Origin of the sequence: Streptomyces asoensis, assembly GCF_013085465.1 — a bacterium.
Taxonomy (GTDB): domain Bacteria; phylum Actinomycetota; class Actinomycetes; order Streptomycetales; family Streptomycetaceae; genus Streptomyces; species Streptomyces cacaoi_A.
This window is the reverse complement of sequence record NZ_CP049838.1, coordinates 9,871,716-9,889,126: the sequence shown is the minus strand read 5'-3', so window position 1 is coordinate 9,889,126 and position 17,411 is coordinate 9,871,716. Positions and strand designations below refer to the sequence as shown.

Below are 17,411 nucleotides of genomic sequence, written 5' to 3'. Positions count from 1 at the left end.
GCACCATCTCGTGTCAGCGGCGGCTGTTACGGTCCGGCCATGCAATGCCCCGACCACGTACTCACTGTCCTGCGCCGGCATCCTGATCTGGCGCGACTGGCCGCGGGATCCTTCGATTTCGATCTTGACCGGGCCGAGCACGTTGAGGCGGTCCGTCTGGCGAGCGGAGCGCCTTTGGAGGCAGTGGCGGGCGATGACACCGGTGGAACCTATTTCGCGTGTGCCGGCGGGGCGGTGCTGTATGCGAGCTCCGAGGGTCAAGCCGGCCTCATCGGCACCAGCATGGACGAGGCTCTGGAGATCCTCTTCGGTCTGCCCGGCTGGCACGACTACACCGATCTCGATCTCCAGGCCGATGACGACGTGCTGGAAGAGCTCTTCACCCGGACCGAGGACGAGATCCGGAGCTCCTACGGCCCCGAACTCGACGCTGATCGCAGCAGGCTGCTCAGCGAACTGGGTCTGCGCCAGCTCCCCAGGCGGGAAATCCTGCGGAGGCTCCAGAAATCCCTTCTGCGGACCGAGCCCGAGTTCCTCCTGCTGAACGCGGACGAAGGCTGTGCGTACGAGTTGTTGGACCGCCTTCGGCGTCCGCCGCTCTGGCAAGCGGTCCTCGCTCAAGGCCGGGCTGATCTGGTCCGGATGCGGGCCGACCACTCCTGCTGGGACGAGATCGCGACCGACCCGATACGGCGTGCCGCCGTCCTGCGCGCAGCCCAGTACGACCGACAGTCGGGGGACTTGCAGCTCCTGCGCAAACTCCTGCAGCACGAGGCCCGCAGCGGCGCCACCGAGGAACTCCGCCTCGTCGCCGTCCTGGTCGCCCTGCACGGCAAGACGGAGGACTACCTCCTGCTTCAGGCCCTGCGGGAAGCCAACGCCGATGTCCACTTCTTGCTCGGCGGTTTCCCTGGCTCCTCACGAGCACTCTCCCAGTGGGCGGCCGACTTCGACTCGTCGAACTACGGCCAGGATCCCGACGACGAGGACGACTTCACCTGGGCGGCGCTGGCCCGCCGCCAGGGGATGAACGAACTGGCCCGTTCCGCGCTCATACGCATGCTCGACAACACGGGCCCACGCGATGCGATCCTGCTCGGGGCTCTGGCCCGCGAACTCGAAGCCCTCGGAGACCTCGGACAGGCCACCCGGGCACGCCGCCTGTACGCATCCCTACAGGAGGACACCGGCATGCGCGGCACGGCCCTTGCCGACCTCGCCTCATTGCAACGCCGCAGCGGCAAGGTCGAGGCAGCCTGGCAGTCCCTTCAGAAGGCAGTGACCGTACTCGACGGCCCGCCGCCACCGCCGCCTACCGATCAGCTGGCGCTCGATTTCGGTCTGCCGCAACCACTCTGCCCGACCACCACCTGGCGAGATCTCGGACTGGGGCTGCGGATCACCGAGGAACATTTCCTCATCACACAGGCTGCTGTGCCGCTCGGTCTTCACGAGGTGGCCCAAGAAGCCTTCAAGACGGGCAAAGCCATGCTCGACAGCTTGCCTCACCCCACCGAGAGTCTGCGGCAGGCAGCAGGAGCTGCCGAGGTGCTTGCAGTACCCCGGTGAGAACGGAATTCAGGCCGGGGGTGGTGTGGAGTGCAGGTCCAGCCTCCAGGACGAAGCCACGCGGGGCTCGCCCGGTTTCCGCATCGTCTGGTTGGCAGAGGCGATGACGCATCTCGCGGCAGGCAGCCAGCCGAAAAGGTCGGTACCCAGTCCGTAGACAGGCCGCGACCGCTCGCCCCGTTCGGTGTGCGGGTCAGCGCACGGTGGCAAACTACCGGTTCTCCGTCGTCCACCGCATGGTTGACGGCGTGCGCGTCGTCATCGTGCAGGGCAAGATCGACCACGACGTCAGAAACGTCTTCAGCAACGCCCTGCTGTCCGGGGACGGCATGGCACAGGCGTCGCGGATCGTGGTGGACCTCGGCAGGGTGACCTCTCGCCGGGCATCGTGATGCGGCAGACTCATCCTCACGGCCTTCGTGCTGGACGTGTGTGTTCCTTGGTCGGAGCACATGTTCAGACGAAGGCCGCTTCCGTGTACGGCGGTTACCGAACCGGGTGATCAAATACGACGCATCGTTCGAGTAGCGGCTTCTACCGGCGGCGCGGAGATCCGGGTTCGCAACGAGTGGACCAGTCGCCGGTCGGCGACAGCCGCACTCCCCCTGCCCGCACGACGACAAGCCTGCCGTCTTCGATAGCGATTCGATCACCGATAGCCAGGAAGATCGGGCTCGCCAGCTCGAAGGCATACCCGTCGTCAGTCTCGAGGTTCTTCACCAGCACCAACCGCGAGGTCGGCGTGGCTCCGTCAGCTGACAAGCGCATGCCGAAATGCTCCCACGCACCCTGAGGCCGCCTCGACCCTTTTCAGCAGCTGACCAACGACCCAGACGTTAAGTTCAAGTTAGTGACGGCACACCATCCGCCGCCAGCACCCAGGCACCGCCAGCTGAACACGCCTGGATCTTCCTCGCCAGGTGCCGCGCTTCGCCGACCAGGAGATCGAGGTCACGTCCCCGCCCCTGGTCGGGCGCCGGCGTCCGTGGCCAGGGTGTGGTCGAGAACGGCCGCGGCCAGGGGTGCGTGGACGGCGCGGGGCAGGGCGTGCCCCATGCCCGGTATCTCCATCAGCCGTGCCCCGGCGATCACTTGGGTGAGATGGTCGGGGTGCGGCGGTGGGAAGACGGGCTCGGCCGGGGCGGAGATGACCAGGGTCGGCACCTCGGTGCGCGCAAGTTCCTCGGTGCGGTCCATGCCGGAGTGGTCTGCGCGCCCGTGGGTCATGGGCGCCTCGTAGCGCCCGGCGTGCTCGATGATGCGGCGCTCCGAGGCCCGGAACTCCTCGGAGTCGAAGGGGATCTGATCGCCGTTGAGTAGCCGCCAGTGCTCCACGCGGTGGTCCAGCTCGGCCTCCAGGCCACGGTCCTCGTGGGGGTGCGACCACAGTTCGAGCACCCGTGCGTCGATGGGCGGGAGTTGGTCTACGGGAGTTCGGGAGCCGTCCGGGTGCGACAGCGGGGTGCTGCTGAGAGCGCCGGCGCCCATCACTGTCGCGCTGAGCAGCCGTTCGGGGAAATCTGCGATCAGCAGTTGGGTGAGCATGCCGCCCAGGGAGTGACCGACGATGTGCGCCCGCTCCACTTCGTACGCGTCGAGGACGGCGATCGCGTCCGAGGCGAGGTCGACGATGCGGTACGGATGCGTGTCGAAACTCAAGCTGGAGCGGCCGGTGTCCCGGTGGTCGTAGCGGATGACGCGGTGGCGCACGGCCAAGGCATCAACCAGTCCATCCGGCCAGCCCAGCCCAGACGCCCCGGCCCCCATGATCAGCAACAGGGTGGAATCCCGGGGGTCGCCGCGCACCTCGGACCACAGCTGCACCGCCGGATCGACCTGGACGAACCGCTGATTCATGGCACCGCTCCCCACATCCACGACCTTAAGACGAGACGGGCCGTCTCGCAATCTTGCGCCATCATCATGATGCACACCCCTGGAGTGATGCAATACGAATCGTCTCGTCTCGTTGCTGGCCGGACACTCGAAGGGGTGCCAGAACTCATCGCGATACCTTCTGAACCCCGTCCCACACGAGCTGCGTGCGGCATCCGGTCCGCTCCGGCCGCGACAAACTACGTGCCTGACGCAGACGAGCAAGCTATTACTCTGCGTGACATCCGAAGATAAAGCACAAGCTTACGTACTGCTGCGGATGGCCCTGGAGCGCGCGTCCCGGGTCGCGGTCGTCCGGTTCGCGTGGCACGGGCTTGAGCGGCTCGGTCTGCTCCGGATCCGCGGCAAGGTGATCGCCTTGCACGGGCTGTTCTGGCCGGACGAAGTTCGCGATCTCTCCGACGTGTTCCCCGCTCCGGTGCAGCTGGACGAAGGCGAGATCGACGAAGCTTGGCCCTGATCGAGGCCATGACGCTCGACAGGCTCGAAGGCCCGGAGTTCGCCGACGGGTGCACCGACGCGCTGCGCGCGGTGCTCGAGGCCAGGCAGGAAGACTGCCAGCTGCCGGAGGCTTCGGCACTGGCGGTCCGGCCGGGGCAACTGGTGGACCTGATGGCCGTGCTACAGGAGTCCGTCGGCAAGGCCCGGGCGGCGCGCGGCGAGACGGGCGACACCGACGTGCCCGAGGTGCCCGAGGTGCCGGCCGAGCCTGCGAAGAAGACGCCCTCCCAGAGGGCTTCCTCGAGGACCGCCGGGCGCGCGGGCAGTCGGCGCGGTACGCCAGCACGCTGACCTGCCGTGGTCGAGGTGTCCGCCGCCGTGGTCGGGCCCGCGGGTGCCTAGTCGGTGGTGTGGCCGGGGTCGGGGAGTTCCGGCGGGAAGTGCTGTTTCAGGTGGTCGGCAGGCCAGCCGCACGCTGACTTGCCGTGGTCGGGCTCATGGTCGGGTGCGACCACCAGGCCGACCACGCCCCGCACGCAGCCGCCCGTGGCCGATGCCACACCGCCCGGCAGACGGTTCAGCGGGCGGGGCGGGTGCTGGAGACCGAGGCGCCGCGCCGCCAGTCCGAGGGCTTGCGGGATCGGAAGGTCTCGCCGCTCTCGATCCTGGCCTTGTTCCGCTCGAACTCCCGCTCCGCGGCTCACGGCTGGCGGGGAGCGCAGCCGGGGCGTCCCCAGTTCTCCCCCACCTTCGTGATGACCGTGCCCTTGTCGTAGTCCTTGAAGGAGGCCGGGCAGGTGCCCGGGTACGCAGCCCGGACCGAGCCGCGTGGCAGCGGCACCGCCTTCTTCGCCACGGTCTTCTTCGCGGCCGGCTTCCCGCCGCCCGCCTTCTTCGCGGGCTGCGCCTCCTTGATCGCCTCGCGCTGGCTTCGGGCACGCGGAGGGGTTTTGCTCCGGCGGCGAGGTCGAGTTGCAGGGGGAGGCCGTGGGTGGCGACCTGGTTCCGGCTGCGCAGCGTGGCAGCGAGTTCGGCCATGAGACTCCGCACGCCATGCGAGAAGATGATCTCTTGCTCGGGGTCTGCTTTCGATAGTCGTTCCAGTGGTCAGGGTCTTGAGGGAACTCGCTGGGGGCGAGCGGCGAAGGAGAGGTGAAAGCCCAAGCCTTCGAAGCTTGTTCCCTTGAATGAGAGGAGCCCCGATGACCGCCGAGCCAGGCGTCCGCGCGGGGGCGGAGAGTGATGCCTCGGTGATTGCGCGGTCCCGGGATGAGCCCGAGGCATTCGCCGTGCTCTTCGACCGGTACGCGGATGCGGTACACCGATATCTGGCCCGCAGGCTCGGTGGCGAGCCGGCCGAAGACCTCGTGGCAGAGACCTTCACCACCGCCTTCCAGCAGCGGCACCGGTACGACCCTTTGCGGGCCACGGGTGATGGCGCCCGGCCCTGGCTGTTCGGCATAGCGACCAACCTGGTCGGCCGGCACCGGCGGGCCGAGGCCCGCCGCTTCAAAGCTCTGGCCCGCATCCCGGCGCCAGCCGATCACGAGGAGCCGCTGGCCGACCGTGCTGCGGCCCGGGTGGGGGCGCAAGCCGTGGGCCGCGAGCTGGCAGCGGCACTGGCTGCACTGTCCGCGCGGCACCGGGACGTGCTGCTGCTGGTGGCGTGGGGCGGTCTCGGCTACGAGGAGGTGGCCCAGGCCCTCGATGTCCCCATCGGCACAGTGAGATCACGGCTGTACAGGGCCCGCGGCAAGCTGCGTGAAGCGTTGGGCGGATCCGATCCGACGACACTGCGAGAGGTACCCGGCCATGACTGACGAACTCGAACTCCTGCGAGACTGGGACGCGGACGCGGCCCCGCTCACCGAATCGGCCCGAGCGAGGGCCCGCCACCGACTGCTCAACACGATGGCGCGCGCGCAGCGGCACCCCAACGCTGCCCCCGGCCGCCGCCACGTACTGCGCTTCGCGGCCGCCGGGGCGGTTGCTGTGGCGGTGACGGGAACGGCGGTCCTGATCACTGAGGGCGGCGCCGACGAGGGCGATCGCGCCGACCGCGCCGACCGCGTATCGGGCACGGCGACCCCGCGGATGAGCAACGTCAGCGCCGTGACAGTACTGAACGGGGCGGCGGTGTACACGGGCAGGCACGAGAAGACCGTGGCTCCGCGCGACGACCAGTTCATCTACTCGAAGCGAATCATCAAGGAGACCGAGCGCAAGACCGGTGCGGTCAAGACCTACGAGGACGTGAACTGGGACTCGGTGGACGGCTCCAAGCGCTCCCTGACCATGGAACTAGGCCGAGTGATCTGGGAAGAGCCCATGCAGAAGGGCGAGAGTGTGTGGCCGCCTCGGGAATGGAGCAAGCTGAAGAAGCTGCCCACCGACCCGCAACAGCTCATCCCGCGCATCGGCCTCGGAACCTCCAACATGCCGATCAGCGACTTCACCGCAGAAGAATGGTTCAACGCCTACTTCATGCTCGGTGAGCTCCTGAAGTGGCCGGTGCTGCCCCAGGGACTGCGCCCCGCCGCGTACAAGGCGCTGGCCCTGGTGCCAGGGGTCAAGGCGATTCCGGGGGTGAAGGACTCCGCCGGGCGCACGGGCGTGGGGATCTCCTACCCCAAGAGTCCGTTCGCCAAGGGCAAGTACCTCATCTTCGACCCGGAATCCTACGAGTTCCTGGGCTTCCGGGACGAGCGGACTTCGGCGTCCGGCGACAAGACGTACATCCAGGTATCGCACGTGGTGGACTGGGCGATCGTCGACCAACTGAAGCAGCTCCCTTAGCCTTGCCATTTCGTGCGGATGCGGCCGTTGTCGATACGGAAGCGCGAAAGCGCCTTCCTGCCCGGCGGGTGACTGGCGAGGCGGTCGTCCTGCTCGACTGGTCAGAGGTCGTTTTCCCCCGTTGTTTCATCCCGTGATGTGGGCTTGGTCCGGTGATGTCGGGTCGCGCCAGGAGATGGTGGTCTCGCCGGTGAGACGGGGGGCCATGAGGTCGGTCATGGCGAGGTGGATCATGGCTTCCGAGCGTTCGGGGAGGGTTTTCGTAGTCGCGGGCGAGGCGGCGGTGGAGCATGAGCCAGCCGTAGGTTCGCTCGACGGTCCAGGGTTTCGGGATAGGGGTGAATCCCCTGGTCCCGGGGTGCGTTGGACGATTTCGAGGTCGATGCCGAAGGTGGCGGCGTGCTCGAGGAAGTGTTTGGGGTAGCCGCCGTCAACCCAGACCTTGCGGATCGTGGGATGTGCGGCCGCTGTCTGATCGAGGAGGGTCTGGCCTGCGGCGGAGTCCTGGACGCCGGTCGCGGTGACCAGGACGGCCAGCAGAAGGCCGAGGGTGTCGGTGATGATGCTCCGCTTCCGTCCGACGATCTTCTTGCCGGCCTCGATGCCCTGGCTTGAGGCGGGGACGCCGGTAGAAGTCTTGACGCTCTGCGCATCGATCACGCAGGCCGACGGCTCGGCGTCCTGGCCTTCCCTCTGCCGTAGGAGCTGCTGCCTGAGCAGGCCGTTGAGCTGCGCGAACACACCTTCCTGCTGCCACTTCGCGAAGTATCCGTAGACCGTGTTCCAGTGCGGCGAATCGTGCGGGAGGTAGCGCCACTGCCCGCCCGTGCGGTCCACGTTCCCTCTCGGTCCCGGGATCGGCGAGCCCGTACGAACCCTCCTCCGTCACCTTCGCGATCCGGGCCTTCGCGGGCTGCCCCACCGCGTCGTGCAGGGCCCACGGGAGCACGAAGGGACCCGCGAGGAGCAGAGCAGCGGCCGTGAACAGGGGCGCCGCGGTCAGCCGCTCCTTGAAGCTCGCAGTGCGCGATCCGAAGTCCCAGCCGGCGGGAATCGTGAGCGCCATGACCAGCGAAGCGAGTCCGGTGAGGACGGAGACCAGCCCCAGTATGGCGCCACGCCCCCCGACGAACAGCGCGGCGGGTGTGACGATCAGAGACCAGATCGTCACGGCCGACAGCAGGCCGGTCCTACTCTTGCGGGTCATGCGGCTTCCCGGCAGCCGGGCCGGGGTCGGGCCGTCCGGGGTCGTGGAGTGAGCGGCTGATCTCGTCGAGTCTGTCGAGCCCGGCCTGCACGGCCTCCAGTTCGTGTTCGAGGGAGGTGAGGTCCGGGACGTCCGTGGCGGCGTCACCGACCGCATGGAGGGAGACCAACAGGGAACCGCGTTCGGCGGCGGCCTCCAGGCGCAGCACGGTCGACTCCAATGTAGCCATGAGGAGTTCGCGTAGTTCCGCCAGGCGTTGCAGGGAGGCGGCGCGTTCACCGGTCGCGCGGGCGGACGCCTCCTTGGCCTCCCTCATCGCTCCCTGCGAGGCCCGAGCCTCCTTCTCCAGCCTGCGCTGGTCGTCACGCAGCGCCTGGGGGTCGGTGCCCGCGGTGGTGGTGTCGATGACGCGGACGGCCTCGGCGCGGGCATGGAGTTCGTCGGCCGCGGTCCCTACGAAGGCGACGGCCGCGGTCAGCGCCTCGGTCAGGGTGGGGGTGGTGCTGTCGCTCCGGTGGCGGTCGAGTCTGCCGACGGCGGCCGAGGCGCGTTCCAGCCACAGCCGGGCGTCGGGAGGGGGCTCGGGCCGTTCGGAGCCGGAACCTTGCCGCGCGGGCCGTGCCGGGCCCGACCCCGCGGACGCGGTCGGTCGCCCGGTCTCGGTGCCGGGCCGGCGGGTCAGCCGGTCGGTGACGGTGTGGGCCGTCCAGACCAGCAGACCGATGGCGGCGCCAGCGGGCAGGGCCGCCGCGGGCCCGGCCCCCGCCAGGGCGGCTGCCGCGGCGCCCGCCGAGCCCAGGAGCGTGGCCGCGGCGGCGGCCGGAAGGTGTCTGCCGTTCATCGGGTGCTCAACTCCTGTCGGATGGCTAGAAGTTGCTGATGACAGAGACCATCACCTTGTCGATGACGGCGGGATCACGGGCGTCGTACGAGGTGGCCTTGGTGGCTGCGGAGATCTCGCTGAGGGTGTCGAAGTCGGCCTGGTCGCTGAATGCGACGGTGAACACGCGTACCGAGCGCTCCAGTTGGGTGGCGTCGATATCGCGCAGCAGGGCGTCGAGATCGTTGTCGGCCGGGTATTCGTTCTTGCCGTCGGTCAGGACGACCACTGCGTTGATCCGATCGGTGTCGAGACCGGAGAGGGCGGCCTGCTGGGCGGCGCGCACCGTGGCGTACAGGGCTGTGCCGCCCTCGGCGCTCAACCCGTTGATGGAGGTGGTGAGTTGACTCTTGCCGGCCTTGATGGGTCGAGGCGGCAGGATCTCCCGGTAGGGCTCGCGATGGTCGGCGGTCTCGGTGGAGAAGGCCCACAGTCCGACCTCGTCGTCCGGGTGGTACAGGTCGAGCGCGGCCACGGCGGCCTTCTTGGCGGCCTCCATCCGGCTCTGCCCGCCTCCGGCGGACTGGTTCATGGAGCCGGAGACATCCATCACCAGCAGAACCCTGGCCTTCTTGCGCAGTTCGTCCCAGCTGTCGAGGATCGCGCCGAGCACCTGCGGGGACGGCGGGTCAATGAGGGACAGCTTCCGCTTCCCCTCGTCGGGCAAGCTCACCGAGGCGGCCAGTTCGCGCCCCGCGTTGCCCTCGTGGTCGCGGAAGCCGAGCTGCTGAAAGCGGCGCTGCTGGGCGGCTTCGAGGAGGAAAGCGCTGAAGTCCGCGGCCGCCGCACGCTGTTCCCCGCCCGCCGAGGGCAGTACGACGAAGGGGTGGTCGAGCATGAGGGTGCCGTCGTCCGGGTGCACGGCCACCAGCGGCACCTTCGGCTTCTTGCCCTTGCCAAGGAGTTTCACGTCGCCGGTGGGGCTGCCCTGGTTGTACAGGTGGATCAGCTGCTCCTGGACGGTGACGGCGCTGGCGTACGAAAGGGCCTGGCCCTTCGCGTCTGCCTCCGCAAGGTTGGCCATGTAGGCGGTCGCGTCGGAACCGTAGTGGAGCACACCGGCCTCGACTCCCGATACGAACGCCCGGGACTTCGGGTCCTTGACCTGGTCCAGCGTGAGATCGCTCGATCGGCCGGTGGCGGCGTAGAACGCGGCCACGGTCGCCGCGAGGCCCGAGGTGGAGGTGTGCGGGTTGTCCTTGCCCAGGGAGAATCGGCCCCACTCGGGGTGGCCTAGCGAGCCCCAGCCCTTCTCGGTCAGCGACAGGATGTCCCGCCAGCCGATCTTCTTCTCCGGCCATCCCACCGCCTCGGCCATGGGCCGGGGCATGGCGATGGTCAGCGGGCTGGTCGCCAGGGAGACGGGCTCGTCACCGGTGAGAACGGTACGGTCCGACGCGGTGCCCTTCTCGGTGAGCAGCGTCAGCCACAGCGAGGAGGTCGGCGTCCACGCCTGCGGCTCGGGCGCGCCGTCACGCTTCTCGTCCCAGCCCTGCGCGAGCGCGTCCATGGCGACGCCCGAGCTCGTCTCGGACACCGTTACCCGGGCGCACTTGCCGTCCGTCAGCTCGCGCCCCGAGGTGTTGTACTTCTTCGCCAGTTCGGCGAGAAGATCGCCCTTCTCCGTGGAGGAGTTCACCTCCAGCCGGACGCCGCAGTCCGGCCCGGAGCCGCCGGAGACCTCCCGGGTCACCAGAAACGTGGCGAGTATCGCCACCAGTCCCATGGCGGTGGCCACCAGCAACGGCAGCCTGCGCGGCCCTCGTTCACCCGTGCGTCTGTTCATGCTTCCCCCCGGAATCACTCACAACCCGTCAGGTGGCACGGCGGAGGAAGAGAAGCGAACTGTCCGCCTCCACGAACACCTTCCGTAGGCGCCGGTTTACCCGTCCTGCCGATGACTGACGCACGAACTGCCTTGTCGGTTGCGCCTGTTGACGCTCGCGGTCAGTAGGGGTGCGGTTGGTGGGGTACGGCCGATGGTCCAGCGTCTGGTGCTCGGTCCACAGCCAAACACCCCCAAACCGTCTTCTCCGGCGGAATGACCAAGGTGACGTCCGGATCGACCGGCAGGCACACCCCGCGCGTGCTGCCTCGATCGGCTCCCTCCTCGTCGACGAAGCCCTCCAGGCCATCGGCCTCGCCCGCCCCCAGCTCCCCGCCCGTACGGGTTACTCGGTCGCATCCAGAGTGATCGCGTCGCCCACCCGGACCGTTCCCGCTTCCAGCACGTCCAGGTACACACCGAGGCACGAGAGCCGTCCCAGGTCGAACACGGGTACGCGGTGAACGCGGGCAACCGCTCGCATGACGCCGGGATCTGCCGGCAATTCGTCATGGCCGAGCGTGGGGATCACACAGCGGGGAGTAGGTACCAAGACCCTGAACAGCGCCTCCCCCACGCGCAGTCGTGATCCAAGCCAGGCATCCTCCGGGAAACCGGGCCCGCCATCGGTGTCCACGACGAGGTTCGGCCGGAAGCGGCGAGCGTCGAAGTCCCCGGCCGGATACAGCCCGCGCATCCGGGCCAGGGACGCCGTGGTGACGAGATGGACCCGGCCGAAGTCGAAAAAGGTCCCCCGAGCGACGCTGCCGGTCGTGATGCTCACCCCGGTGTCATCGACGGCCGCCGTCTCCCGCACCGAGTCCGGTACCCCGCCTTCGTACTCGGGCACGGCACGCTCCAGCCTGCTGTGCTCCGGTACGGCGGCCGAGAGGAACACCGGCCGGCCCAGCAACTTGGACAGCCGCGCGTCCAGTTCGGAATCCTCCACCGCGAAGGCGGTGCCGTCCGGCAGCACGACCTGGGCCACGCCGGACTCCTCCAGGCGACTGCGGCAACGCAGCAAAGCCCCCCACTTACGCGGGTGCTTGGCGCTGCCCACCGCGCCCGTCTCGTCGAGAACGGCGTAGCCGCGGTCCCCCGACAATCCGCCTTCCGTGACCGCCACGGTCCTCACGGCTTCGCCCAGCATCGACTTCACCGGATACCGGTACAACGCTGCCACAGTCCCCATGGATGAAGTATCAGAGGAGCCCGGCCGGTGACGGGCACGTCGGTGCGATGTCAGAGGGTAGGCAGTTCCTCATAGAACCCACCGAACTCCCGCTCCCGGTAGTCGAGATGGATGTCCGGAATCCAGTGGCAGGTCCTGCCCGCCTTGTCGGTGTGGCGCAGTGGGTGTCGTCGGCACGGGGATGTACGACTTCGTGGCGGTGTCGCCGATCGACTCGTGCGGGAGCTCTTCGACGAAGGGTCCGGCATGCCAGCCGCCCAGTTCCCGACCCGCCTCGGCGGCCGGCCGCTCCGCTTCGGCGTACGGCCGGCCCGCCAGGTGGCCGAGGCCCAGGTTGACGTGGGCCTCGGTAGCCAGGTCAGCGGGCGCCTACGAAGCCTGCGCGGTCGTCAGCGCCCGCTGTCTCAACCCGTCTCCGTCGGGACCGGGCATTCATCTTCGTCGCCGTCCAGGAAGTGAACGCCCGGCAACCGCAAAGTCATGCGTGTCCTTCCGGCTTCTCCAGACCGGCCACCCGATCCTCCCCCTCATCAGACGCGAGCGGCTCCGCCGGACGACCCTCCGACTCCCGCTGCCTGGCGGCGAGGGCCCTCGCCAGCATCTTCGCCCCGTAGGGGTTCGACGTCCCGAGGGCCTTCGCCACCTCCACAGCCTCGTCCAACAGGGCCAACCGCCGCTCAGGCAACTCCCGCACCAGGGGCGACGCGCTCGCCTCCACCAAGACGTACACCAGCTTCGACCCGTACGCCTCCGGCTCGACCCGTGCCAGCACGCGGTAGATCCACAGCCCCTCTGCACCGCGCACCACCCGCCGGTTGGCGCTGAGAAGCCTGACCCTCGCCAGCACCACCATGTCCTGATCCATCGATCCCCCTTCGTCCCGCCACCCCCCGGCCGGTGCACGTCACACGGCGAGACAGCACGGCGAACGCGCCGACAGCCGATGGCGGCTGCCGACACGTTGGCCGGAGAGTGGATGACGACGAGTCTGGCGCGCGACACGAGCTGTCACAAGGCCGAACGGACGTGCGTTGAGTCCTACCGAAACCGCCTCCGAACAGCCATGATGGACCTGACACTCACTTAAGGACATCCGCGAACACAACGACCTACGCGGACCGTCCACGCTCCGCCAGCCCGTCAGCCCGCCAGCCCGCCAGCCCGTCAGGACCGTCAGGACCGTCAGGAGACGCAAACCGCGCGGTTGTCGGCCTCGTTCGCCGCGGCCCTCCACTGGAGCAAAGCACCACCGACGCCAGGCGCTTCTACCCTGCCCGACACCCTGGCCCGCTGCTGACCCGCCCCGCACCCACCGGCTGGGCCCCAATGCCGCCAAACGGGCCCTGTACTGCGTGGCCCTGCCCAGCGTCGAGCGCCGCTCCCGTGCCCCGGGCGACATCGCCGTCGCCTACGACCGTCTTGGCCGCCGCACACTGACGGAGCTGGTGTCGAACGCCTTCGGGTCGGGCGGCCGCATCGAGCCGCGCGACGGCAACCGGCGCATCCGGAGCTGACACGCGGGGCCCGACCCAACGACCTGCCCTCCGGCTTGAGAGTTCCTTCATGCCGCATACCGCATACCGTAGGGATCACCCAACGTCACCCCCCGAAGGCAACCCGAAAAGGTCAGTAATGCTGCTCTTCCCCGGGCCGCGTGAGCCAGCTGATGGCACCAGGAACGAGGCACGATTCCTGGACCGCTCGCGGACACGGTCGTGGACGGTCGACGTACGCGTCAGCTGACCCGAAGACCGACCGCCAGCGTCAGTTCGAGGACCCGGTGTGGCGATGCGAGATCCGGAAACAGCTCCCGCAACTGCGACATCCGGTACCGGACCGTCTGGGGATGAACGAACAACGCCGCCGCCACCTCGTCCCGCCTGCCCTGGTGCAGCAGCCACTCCCGCAACGTCTCCTCCAGCCGCCGTGCGGTCGCGACAGGCAAGGTCCGCAACGGTGCGAGGGCTCGGGCACGCAGGTCTGCGAACGCGTCCGCGTCGGCGCTCAGCACCAGCTCGGGCAGGTGGTCCTCCGTGTCGCGAATATCAGAGGAGAGGGAGCGCGCGCGTACGGCTCGTGCGTACGAGGCGGACGCACGAGTCCATGGCCGGGCCGGGCCGACCACGGCGGTGCGGTCGGTCAGCTGCCTCAAGAGATGTGATCGGTCGGCATCGGGGACGAGCAGCACGCCGGTGGCGTCCGGCAGATCGTCGAGGACGAGGGTGCTCGGGTCGAGCGCGCGGTAGGCAGTCCGGGCCTGGGTGGCGGGCAGCAGGACCGCGGTCAGCGAAACCGGAGGCTGCCACCCGGCCCGTTGAGCAGAGGCCAGCAGCACGTCCGGGCTCGCGCCGGCGAGGAGTTCGCGGGCCAGGTGTTCCAGGTGGCGCTCGTGGGCTCTTCCCCGGGCGCCCAGTTCGTCGGCGTGGCCCGCGGCGCTCGCGGCGGAGAGCTCGTCGATGTAGGCGAAGGTCAGCTCGGCGAACTTGGCGACCTCGGCGGCGGGGAGACCTGCGGGTACGGCACCCGCTGCCAGGCATCGCCAGGCCACGCGGGCGCCGACGCGGTAGGCACTGAGCAGGGCGTCCATCGAACGGCCGTCGCGCACCTCGCCGCGGCCCAGCTCGTAGGCTGCGTCACCGGCGTCGCCGCCTGTGGCGTGCCCGCTCGCGAGGTCCAGGTAGTGCCCCAGGGCGGTGCGGACGGCTCGGCGGATGGTGGCGCCCATGTGGCCCGAAAGGGCGTTGGCGTAGGGAGGGACCTCGTCGATGATCGCCTCGACGACCTCGTCGGCGGTGGTCTTCAGCGCGGCCCGAAGCGCGGTGACCGTCGTCTCGTCCAGGGCCAGTTCGCTGGCCCTCCGGATTGCATGGCTCACGTTTCTATTCCCTGCGAACAATTCAGCCGACCAAATTCACGTCCTGCGGTCAGGACTTTACGCCCTGAGGCACAGCAAGCTGGAGTCATGACGAGTACAGCCCTCCGCAGCAGGGCGTGGAAACTGCTGGAGATGGTCACGACGCCGCTGCTGCCGTCGGACTACCTCGACCTGGTCAGCCCGCTGCGTGCGGGCGCTGACCTGCGTGGGCGCATCGAGGCCGTGCACCCCGAGACGGGTGACGCCGCGACCATCGTGATCAGGCCGGGACGGGGCTGGCGCGGCCACACGGCCGGTCAGTACGTGCGGATCGGGGTCGACGTCGACGGAGTGCGCCTGTGGCGTGCCTACTCCCTCACCTCGCCGACCAACCGCCAGGACGGCCGCGTCACGATCACCGTGAAGGCGCTCCCGGACGGCAAGGTCAGCAACCACCTGGTCCGCAGGGCGAAACCGGGCACGCTGATCCAGCTCGACCAGCCGACCGGTGACTTCGTGCTGCCGCAGGCCAAGCCCGCCAAGGTGCTCTACCTGACGGCCGGCAGCGGCATCACGCCCGTGATGGGCATGCTGCGCGACACCGAGTTCGACGATGTCGTCATGGTCCACTGCGCGCCACAGCCGCAAGACGTGATCTTCCGCAACGAACTGCACGACCTGGTCGCGGACAAGAAGCTGCGGCTCACCGAGGTGCACACCGCCACGGACGGCATGCTCGACATCGCCCGTCTCGACGAACTCGTGCCCGACTGGGCCGAGCGCGAGACCTGGGCCTGCGGGCCCGCGGGCCTGCTCGACGCCGCCGAAGAGCACTGGACCGAGCACGGCGTACAAGAGCGCCTGCACACCGAACGCTTCCGCCCCAGCATCGTCGTCGCCGGCGACGGCGGCGAGGTCACGTTCAGCGCCACCGGCAAGACCGTCGACGCGGACGGCGCCACGCCGTTGCTGGACGTCGGCGAGGAGGCCGGCGTGCTCATGCCCTCCGGGTGCCGCATGGGCATCTGCTTCGGCTGCATCACGCCGCTCAAGGCCGGCGCCGTCCGCGACCTGCGCACCGGCGAGATCACCGAGGCCGAGCCGGGCGTCCTCATCCAGACCTGCGTGTCCGCCGCCGCGGGCCCCTGCGACATCGAACGGTAGGAACACCTTGACCGCCATCGACCCCACCGCCCACCTGACCGCGGAGCAGATCGAGGAGCTCGGCCGCGAGCTGGACGCGATCCGCGACGAGGTGATCGCCGACCGCGGCGAGAAGGACGCCGCCTACATCCGTAAGGTCATCTCGGCGCAGCGCAAGCTCGAGCTGGTCAGCAGGGGCGTGCTGCTGTTCTCGTTCTTCCCGCCCGCGTGGCTGATCGGCACCGCCGGTCTGTCCGTGGCGAAGATCATGGACAACATGGAGATCGGCCACAACATCCTGCACGGCCAGTGGGACTGGATGCGGGACCCGAAGATCCACTCCACCACCTGGGAGTGGGATCACGTCTCGCCGTCCGAGCAGTGGAAGCACTCGCACAACGAGCTGCACCACACGTACACCAACGTGATCGGCAAGGACAACGACCTCGGCTACGGCATCATGCGCGTCGACGAGGACCAGAGGTGGCACCCGTTCCACCTCGGCCAGCCGCTGTGGAACTTCATCAACGCATGCTTCTTCGAGTACGGCATCGCAGCGTACGACCTGGAGCTCGGCAAGAACCTGCACAAGCGCCGCCGCAAGAACCCGGAGTTCCGCGCGCGGGCCAAGGCCGTGGGCCGCAAGATCCGCAAGCAGGTCCTCAAGGACTACGTGATCCACCCGCTGCTGTCGGGCCCGTCGTTCCTCACCACGCTCGCCGCCACGTTCACCGCGAACCTGGTCCGCAACATCTGGACCCACTCGGTGATCATGTGCGGGCACTTCCCCGAGGGCGTGCAGGTCTTCGAGCGCCGGTCGATCAAGGGCGAGACGCGCGGCCAGTGGTACCTGCGCCAGATGATGGGCTCGGCGAACATCAGCGGCAGCAAGGCCATGCACTTCATGACCGGCAACCTGTCGCACCAGATCGAGCACCACCTGTTCCCGGACCTGCCGAGCAACCGGTACGCCGAGGTCGCGGTGAAGGTACGCGCGCTGTTCGAGAAGTACGAGCTGGAGTACGTCACCGGGCCGCTGCCCAAGCAGGTGTTCTCCGCGTGGCACAAGGTCTTCCGGCTCTCGCTGCCGAACAAGAAGCCCAAGGTCAAGACGCCGGACCGCGAGCAGGAGCTCGTCGCGGCCTGATTCCCGGTATTGATTCAGATCTTCGGCCGTACCGGCGGCACCGCCGGTTTCGGTGAGATCCGTTGCGGACGGTGGGCGGCCGCGACAGCAGACCGTACGACACGGGATCCGGGCAGCCCGGTGTCCGGCTGCGCTGCCTGGACGTGCGCCAGGAGCTCGGCACACAGCCCCCGGCGCGGTGTTGTAGTGGGCTGACCTGCCGTGGTCGGGCCGGTGGTCGGGTGCGTACGCGCACTCGGTTCGCCGACGGGCGGGCTGGGTGGAAGGCCTTGGCTGTGACGTGGGCACTGCCGGAACCGATGCTCGCCGCCCCTGTGCCCGACCCTGCGCTGCTGCCGGGGTGGGCGGGTGAGCCAAAGTTATGGCGGGGGTTGGCAGTTGTCCGTTTCTCCGCAGTGCCGCAAGCTGGAGTGCAACGTCACCCCAGCGGTCTCGCATAGACGGCTGCGCCGTTCCTGGCC

At 68.7% G+C, this 17,411-nt stretch carries 17 protein-coding genes and 1 pseudogene; 9 read left to right on the top strand and 9 right to left on the bottom strand.

Annotated features, from left to right (window positions below; translation table 11 throughout):
• Window positions 1-39 precede the first annotated feature (39 nt).
• Together G9272_RS43920 and G9272_RS43915 are read left to right on the top strand one after the other, a co-directional pair.
• On the top strand, window positions 40-1,569 hold the full coding sequence (locus tag G9272_RS43920) for a hypothetical protein (RefSeq protein WP_171401742.1): 1,530 nt from the start codon (window positions 40-42) through the stop codon (window positions 1,567-1,569).
• Between the two features lie 248 nt (window positions 1,570-1,817).
• Window positions 1,818-1,961 carry a hypothetical protein gene (locus G9272_RS43915; protein ID WP_253268144.1) on the top strand — a complete coding sequence of 48 codons (144 nt, stop codon included), beginning with the start codon at window positions 1,818-1,820 and terminating at the stop codon, window positions 1,959-1,961.
• A gap of 559 nt (window positions 1,962-2,520) precedes the next feature.
• On the opposite strand, the gene G9272_RS43910 is transcribed toward G9272_RS43915, so the two are convergent.
• A complete protein-coding gene (locus tag G9272_RS43910) occupies window positions 2,521-3,426 on the bottom strand; it encodes an alpha/beta fold hydrolase (RefSeq protein ID WP_171401741.1) in 906 nt (301 codons plus the stop codon).
• A gap of 256 nt (window positions 3,427-3,682) precedes the next feature.
• Between G9272_RS43910 and G9272_RS43905 the strand changes: the two genes are divergently transcribed.
• Window positions 3,683-3,925, top strand: a complete 243-nt coding sequence (locus tag G9272_RS43905; protein WP_171401740.1) for a Ku protein — start codon at window positions 3,683-3,685, stop codon at window positions 3,923-3,925.
• A complete protein-coding gene (locus G9272_RS43900; RefSeq protein ID WP_171401739.1) occupies window positions 3,916-4,257 on the top strand; it encodes a hypothetical protein in 342 nt (113 codons plus the stop codon). Before G9272_RS43905 ends, G9272_RS43900 begins: the two co-directional genes overlap by 10 nt.
• Window positions 4,258-4,304: 47 nt before the next feature.
• Here the strand turns inward: G9272_RS43900 and G9272_RS43895 are convergent, their stop codons facing one another.
• Complete coding sequence (locus G9272_RS43895) at window positions 4,305-4,466, bottom strand: hypothetical protein (RefSeq protein ID WP_171401738.1); 162 nt, start codon at window positions 4,464-4,466, stop codon at window positions 4,305-4,307.
• A 140-nt stretch (window positions 4,467-4,606) separates the two neighbouring features.
• Entirely contained in the window at window positions 4,607-4,762 is a 156-nt protein-coding gene (locus G9272_RS45800; protein WP_253268143.1) for a hypothetical protein, read from the bottom strand.
• A 346-nt stretch (window positions 4,763-5,108) separates the two neighbouring features.
• Between G9272_RS45800 and G9272_RS43885 the strand changes: the two genes are divergently transcribed.
• Both G9272_RS43885 and G9272_RS43880 read left to right on the top strand, forming a co-directional pair.
• Complete coding sequence (locus G9272_RS43885; protein ID WP_171401737.1) at window positions 5,109-5,726, top strand: RNA polymerase sigma factor; 618 nt, start codon at window positions 5,109-5,111, stop codon at window positions 5,724-5,726.
• The gene (locus tag G9272_RS43880; RefSeq protein ID WP_171401736.1) at window positions 5,719-6,702 is read left to right on the top strand and encodes a CU044_5270 family protein; all 984 of its coding nucleotides are present in this window, start codon (window positions 5,719-5,721) and stop codon (window positions 6,700-6,702) included. The genes G9272_RS43885 and G9272_RS43880 overlap by 8 nt, the downstream gene beginning before the upstream one ends.
• 126 nt (window positions 6,703-6,828) lie before the next feature.
• Here G9272_RS43880 and G9272_RS43875 read toward each other — a convergent pair.
• The 5 genes and pseudogenes from G9272_RS43875 to G9272_RS43855 all read right to left on the bottom strand — a co-directional run.
• Window positions 6,829-7,539, bottom strand: a pseudogene (locus G9272_RS43875) (IS5 family transposase); the annotation flags it as partial.
• Window positions 7,540-7,892: 353 nt separating this feature from the next.
• Window positions 7,893-8,750, bottom strand: a complete 858-nt coding sequence (locus G9272_RS43870) for a hypothetical protein (protein ID WP_171401735.1) — start codon at window positions 8,748-8,750, stop codon at window positions 7,893-7,895.
• 25 nt (window positions 8,751-8,775) lie between these two features.
• Window positions 8,776-10,575 (bottom strand): vWA domain-containing protein, encoded by a 1,800-nt coding sequence (locus tag G9272_RS43865; protein WP_171401734.1) that lies wholly within the window; start codon window positions 10,573-10,575, stop codon window positions 8,776-8,778.
• 385 nt (window positions 10,576-10,960) lie between these two features.
• The gene (locus G9272_RS43860) at window positions 10,961-11,806 is read right to left on the bottom strand and encodes an MOSC domain-containing protein (RefSeq protein ID WP_171401733.1); all 846 of its coding nucleotides are present in this window, start codon (window positions 11,804-11,806) and stop codon (window positions 10,961-10,963) included.
• 478 nt (window positions 11,807-12,284) lie between these two features.
• Complete coding sequence (locus G9272_RS43855) at window positions 12,285-12,671, bottom strand: hypothetical protein (protein ID WP_253268142.1); 387 nt, start codon at window positions 12,669-12,671, stop codon at window positions 12,285-12,287.
• A 487-nt stretch (window positions 12,672-13,158) separates the two neighbouring features.
• Between G9272_RS43855 and G9272_RS43850 the strand changes: the two genes are divergently transcribed.
• Window positions 13,159-13,320, top strand: a complete 162-nt coding sequence (locus tag G9272_RS43850; protein WP_171394580.1) for a hypothetical protein — start codon at window positions 13,159-13,161, stop codon at window positions 13,318-13,320.
• A gap of 221 nt (window positions 13,321-13,541) precedes the next feature.
• Here the strand turns inward: G9272_RS43850 and G9272_RS43845 are convergent, their stop codons facing one another.
• Window positions 13,542-14,681 carry a PucR family transcriptional regulator gene (locus G9272_RS43845; RefSeq protein WP_171401732.1) on the bottom strand — a complete coding sequence of 380 codons (1,140 nt, stop codon included), beginning with the start codon at window positions 14,679-14,681 and terminating at the stop codon, window positions 13,542-13,544.
• An 87-nt stretch (window positions 14,682-14,768) separates the two neighbouring features.
• Here G9272_RS43845 and G9272_RS43840 point away from each other — a divergent pair, with 87 nt between their 5' ends.
• On the top strand, window positions 14,769-15,824 hold the full coding sequence (locus G9272_RS43840; RefSeq protein ID WP_171401731.1) for a ferredoxin reductase: 1,056 nt from the start codon (window positions 14,769-14,771) through the stop codon (window positions 15,822-15,824).
• Between the two features lie 7 nt (window positions 15,825-15,831).
• Window positions 15,832-16,950, top strand: coding sequence for a fatty acid desaturase family protein (locus G9272_RS43835; protein ID WP_171401730.1), 1,119 nt, complete (start codon window positions 15,832-15,834; stop codon window positions 16,948-16,950).
• Window positions 16,951-17,411 lie beyond the last annotated feature (461 nt).

Excerpts from the sequence above, each read along its gene's own strand:
- G9272_RS43920 (WP_171401742.1), top strand. The coding sequence starts at position 40 with ATGCAATGCCCCGACCACGTACTCACTGTCCTGCGCCGGCATCCTGAT.
- G9272_RS43910 (WP_171401741.1), bottom strand. The coding sequence starts at position 3,426 with ATGAATCAGCGGTTCGTCCAGGTCGATCCGGCGGTGCAGCTGTGGTCC.
- G9272_RS43885 (WP_171401737.1), top strand. The coding sequence starts at position 5,109 with ATGACCGCCGAGCCAGGCGTCCGCGCGGGGGCGGAGAGTGATGCCTCG.
- G9272_RS43880 (WP_171401736.1), top strand. The coding sequence starts at position 5,719 with ATGACTGACGAACTCGAACTCCTGCGAGACTGGGACGCGGACGCGGCC.
- G9272_RS43870 (WP_171401735.1), bottom strand. The coding sequence starts at position 8,750 with ATGAACGGCAGACACCTTCCGGCCGCCGCCGCGGCCACGCTCCTGGGC.
- G9272_RS43865 (WP_171401734.1), bottom strand. The coding sequence starts at position 10,575 with ATGAACAGACGCACGGGTGAACGAGGGCCGCGCAGGCTGCCGTTGCTG.
- G9272_RS43860 (WP_171401733.1), bottom strand. The coding sequence starts at position 11,806 with ATGGGGACTGTGGCAGCGTTGTACCGGTATCCGGTGAAGTCGATGCTG.
- G9272_RS43855 (WP_253268142.1), bottom strand. The coding sequence starts at position 12,671 with ATGGATCAGGACATGGTGGTGCTGGCGAGGGTCAGGCTTCTCAGCGCC.
- G9272_RS43840 (WP_171401731.1), top strand. The coding sequence starts at position 14,769 with ATGACGAGTACAGCCCTCCGCAGCAGGGCGTGGAAACTGCTGGAGATG.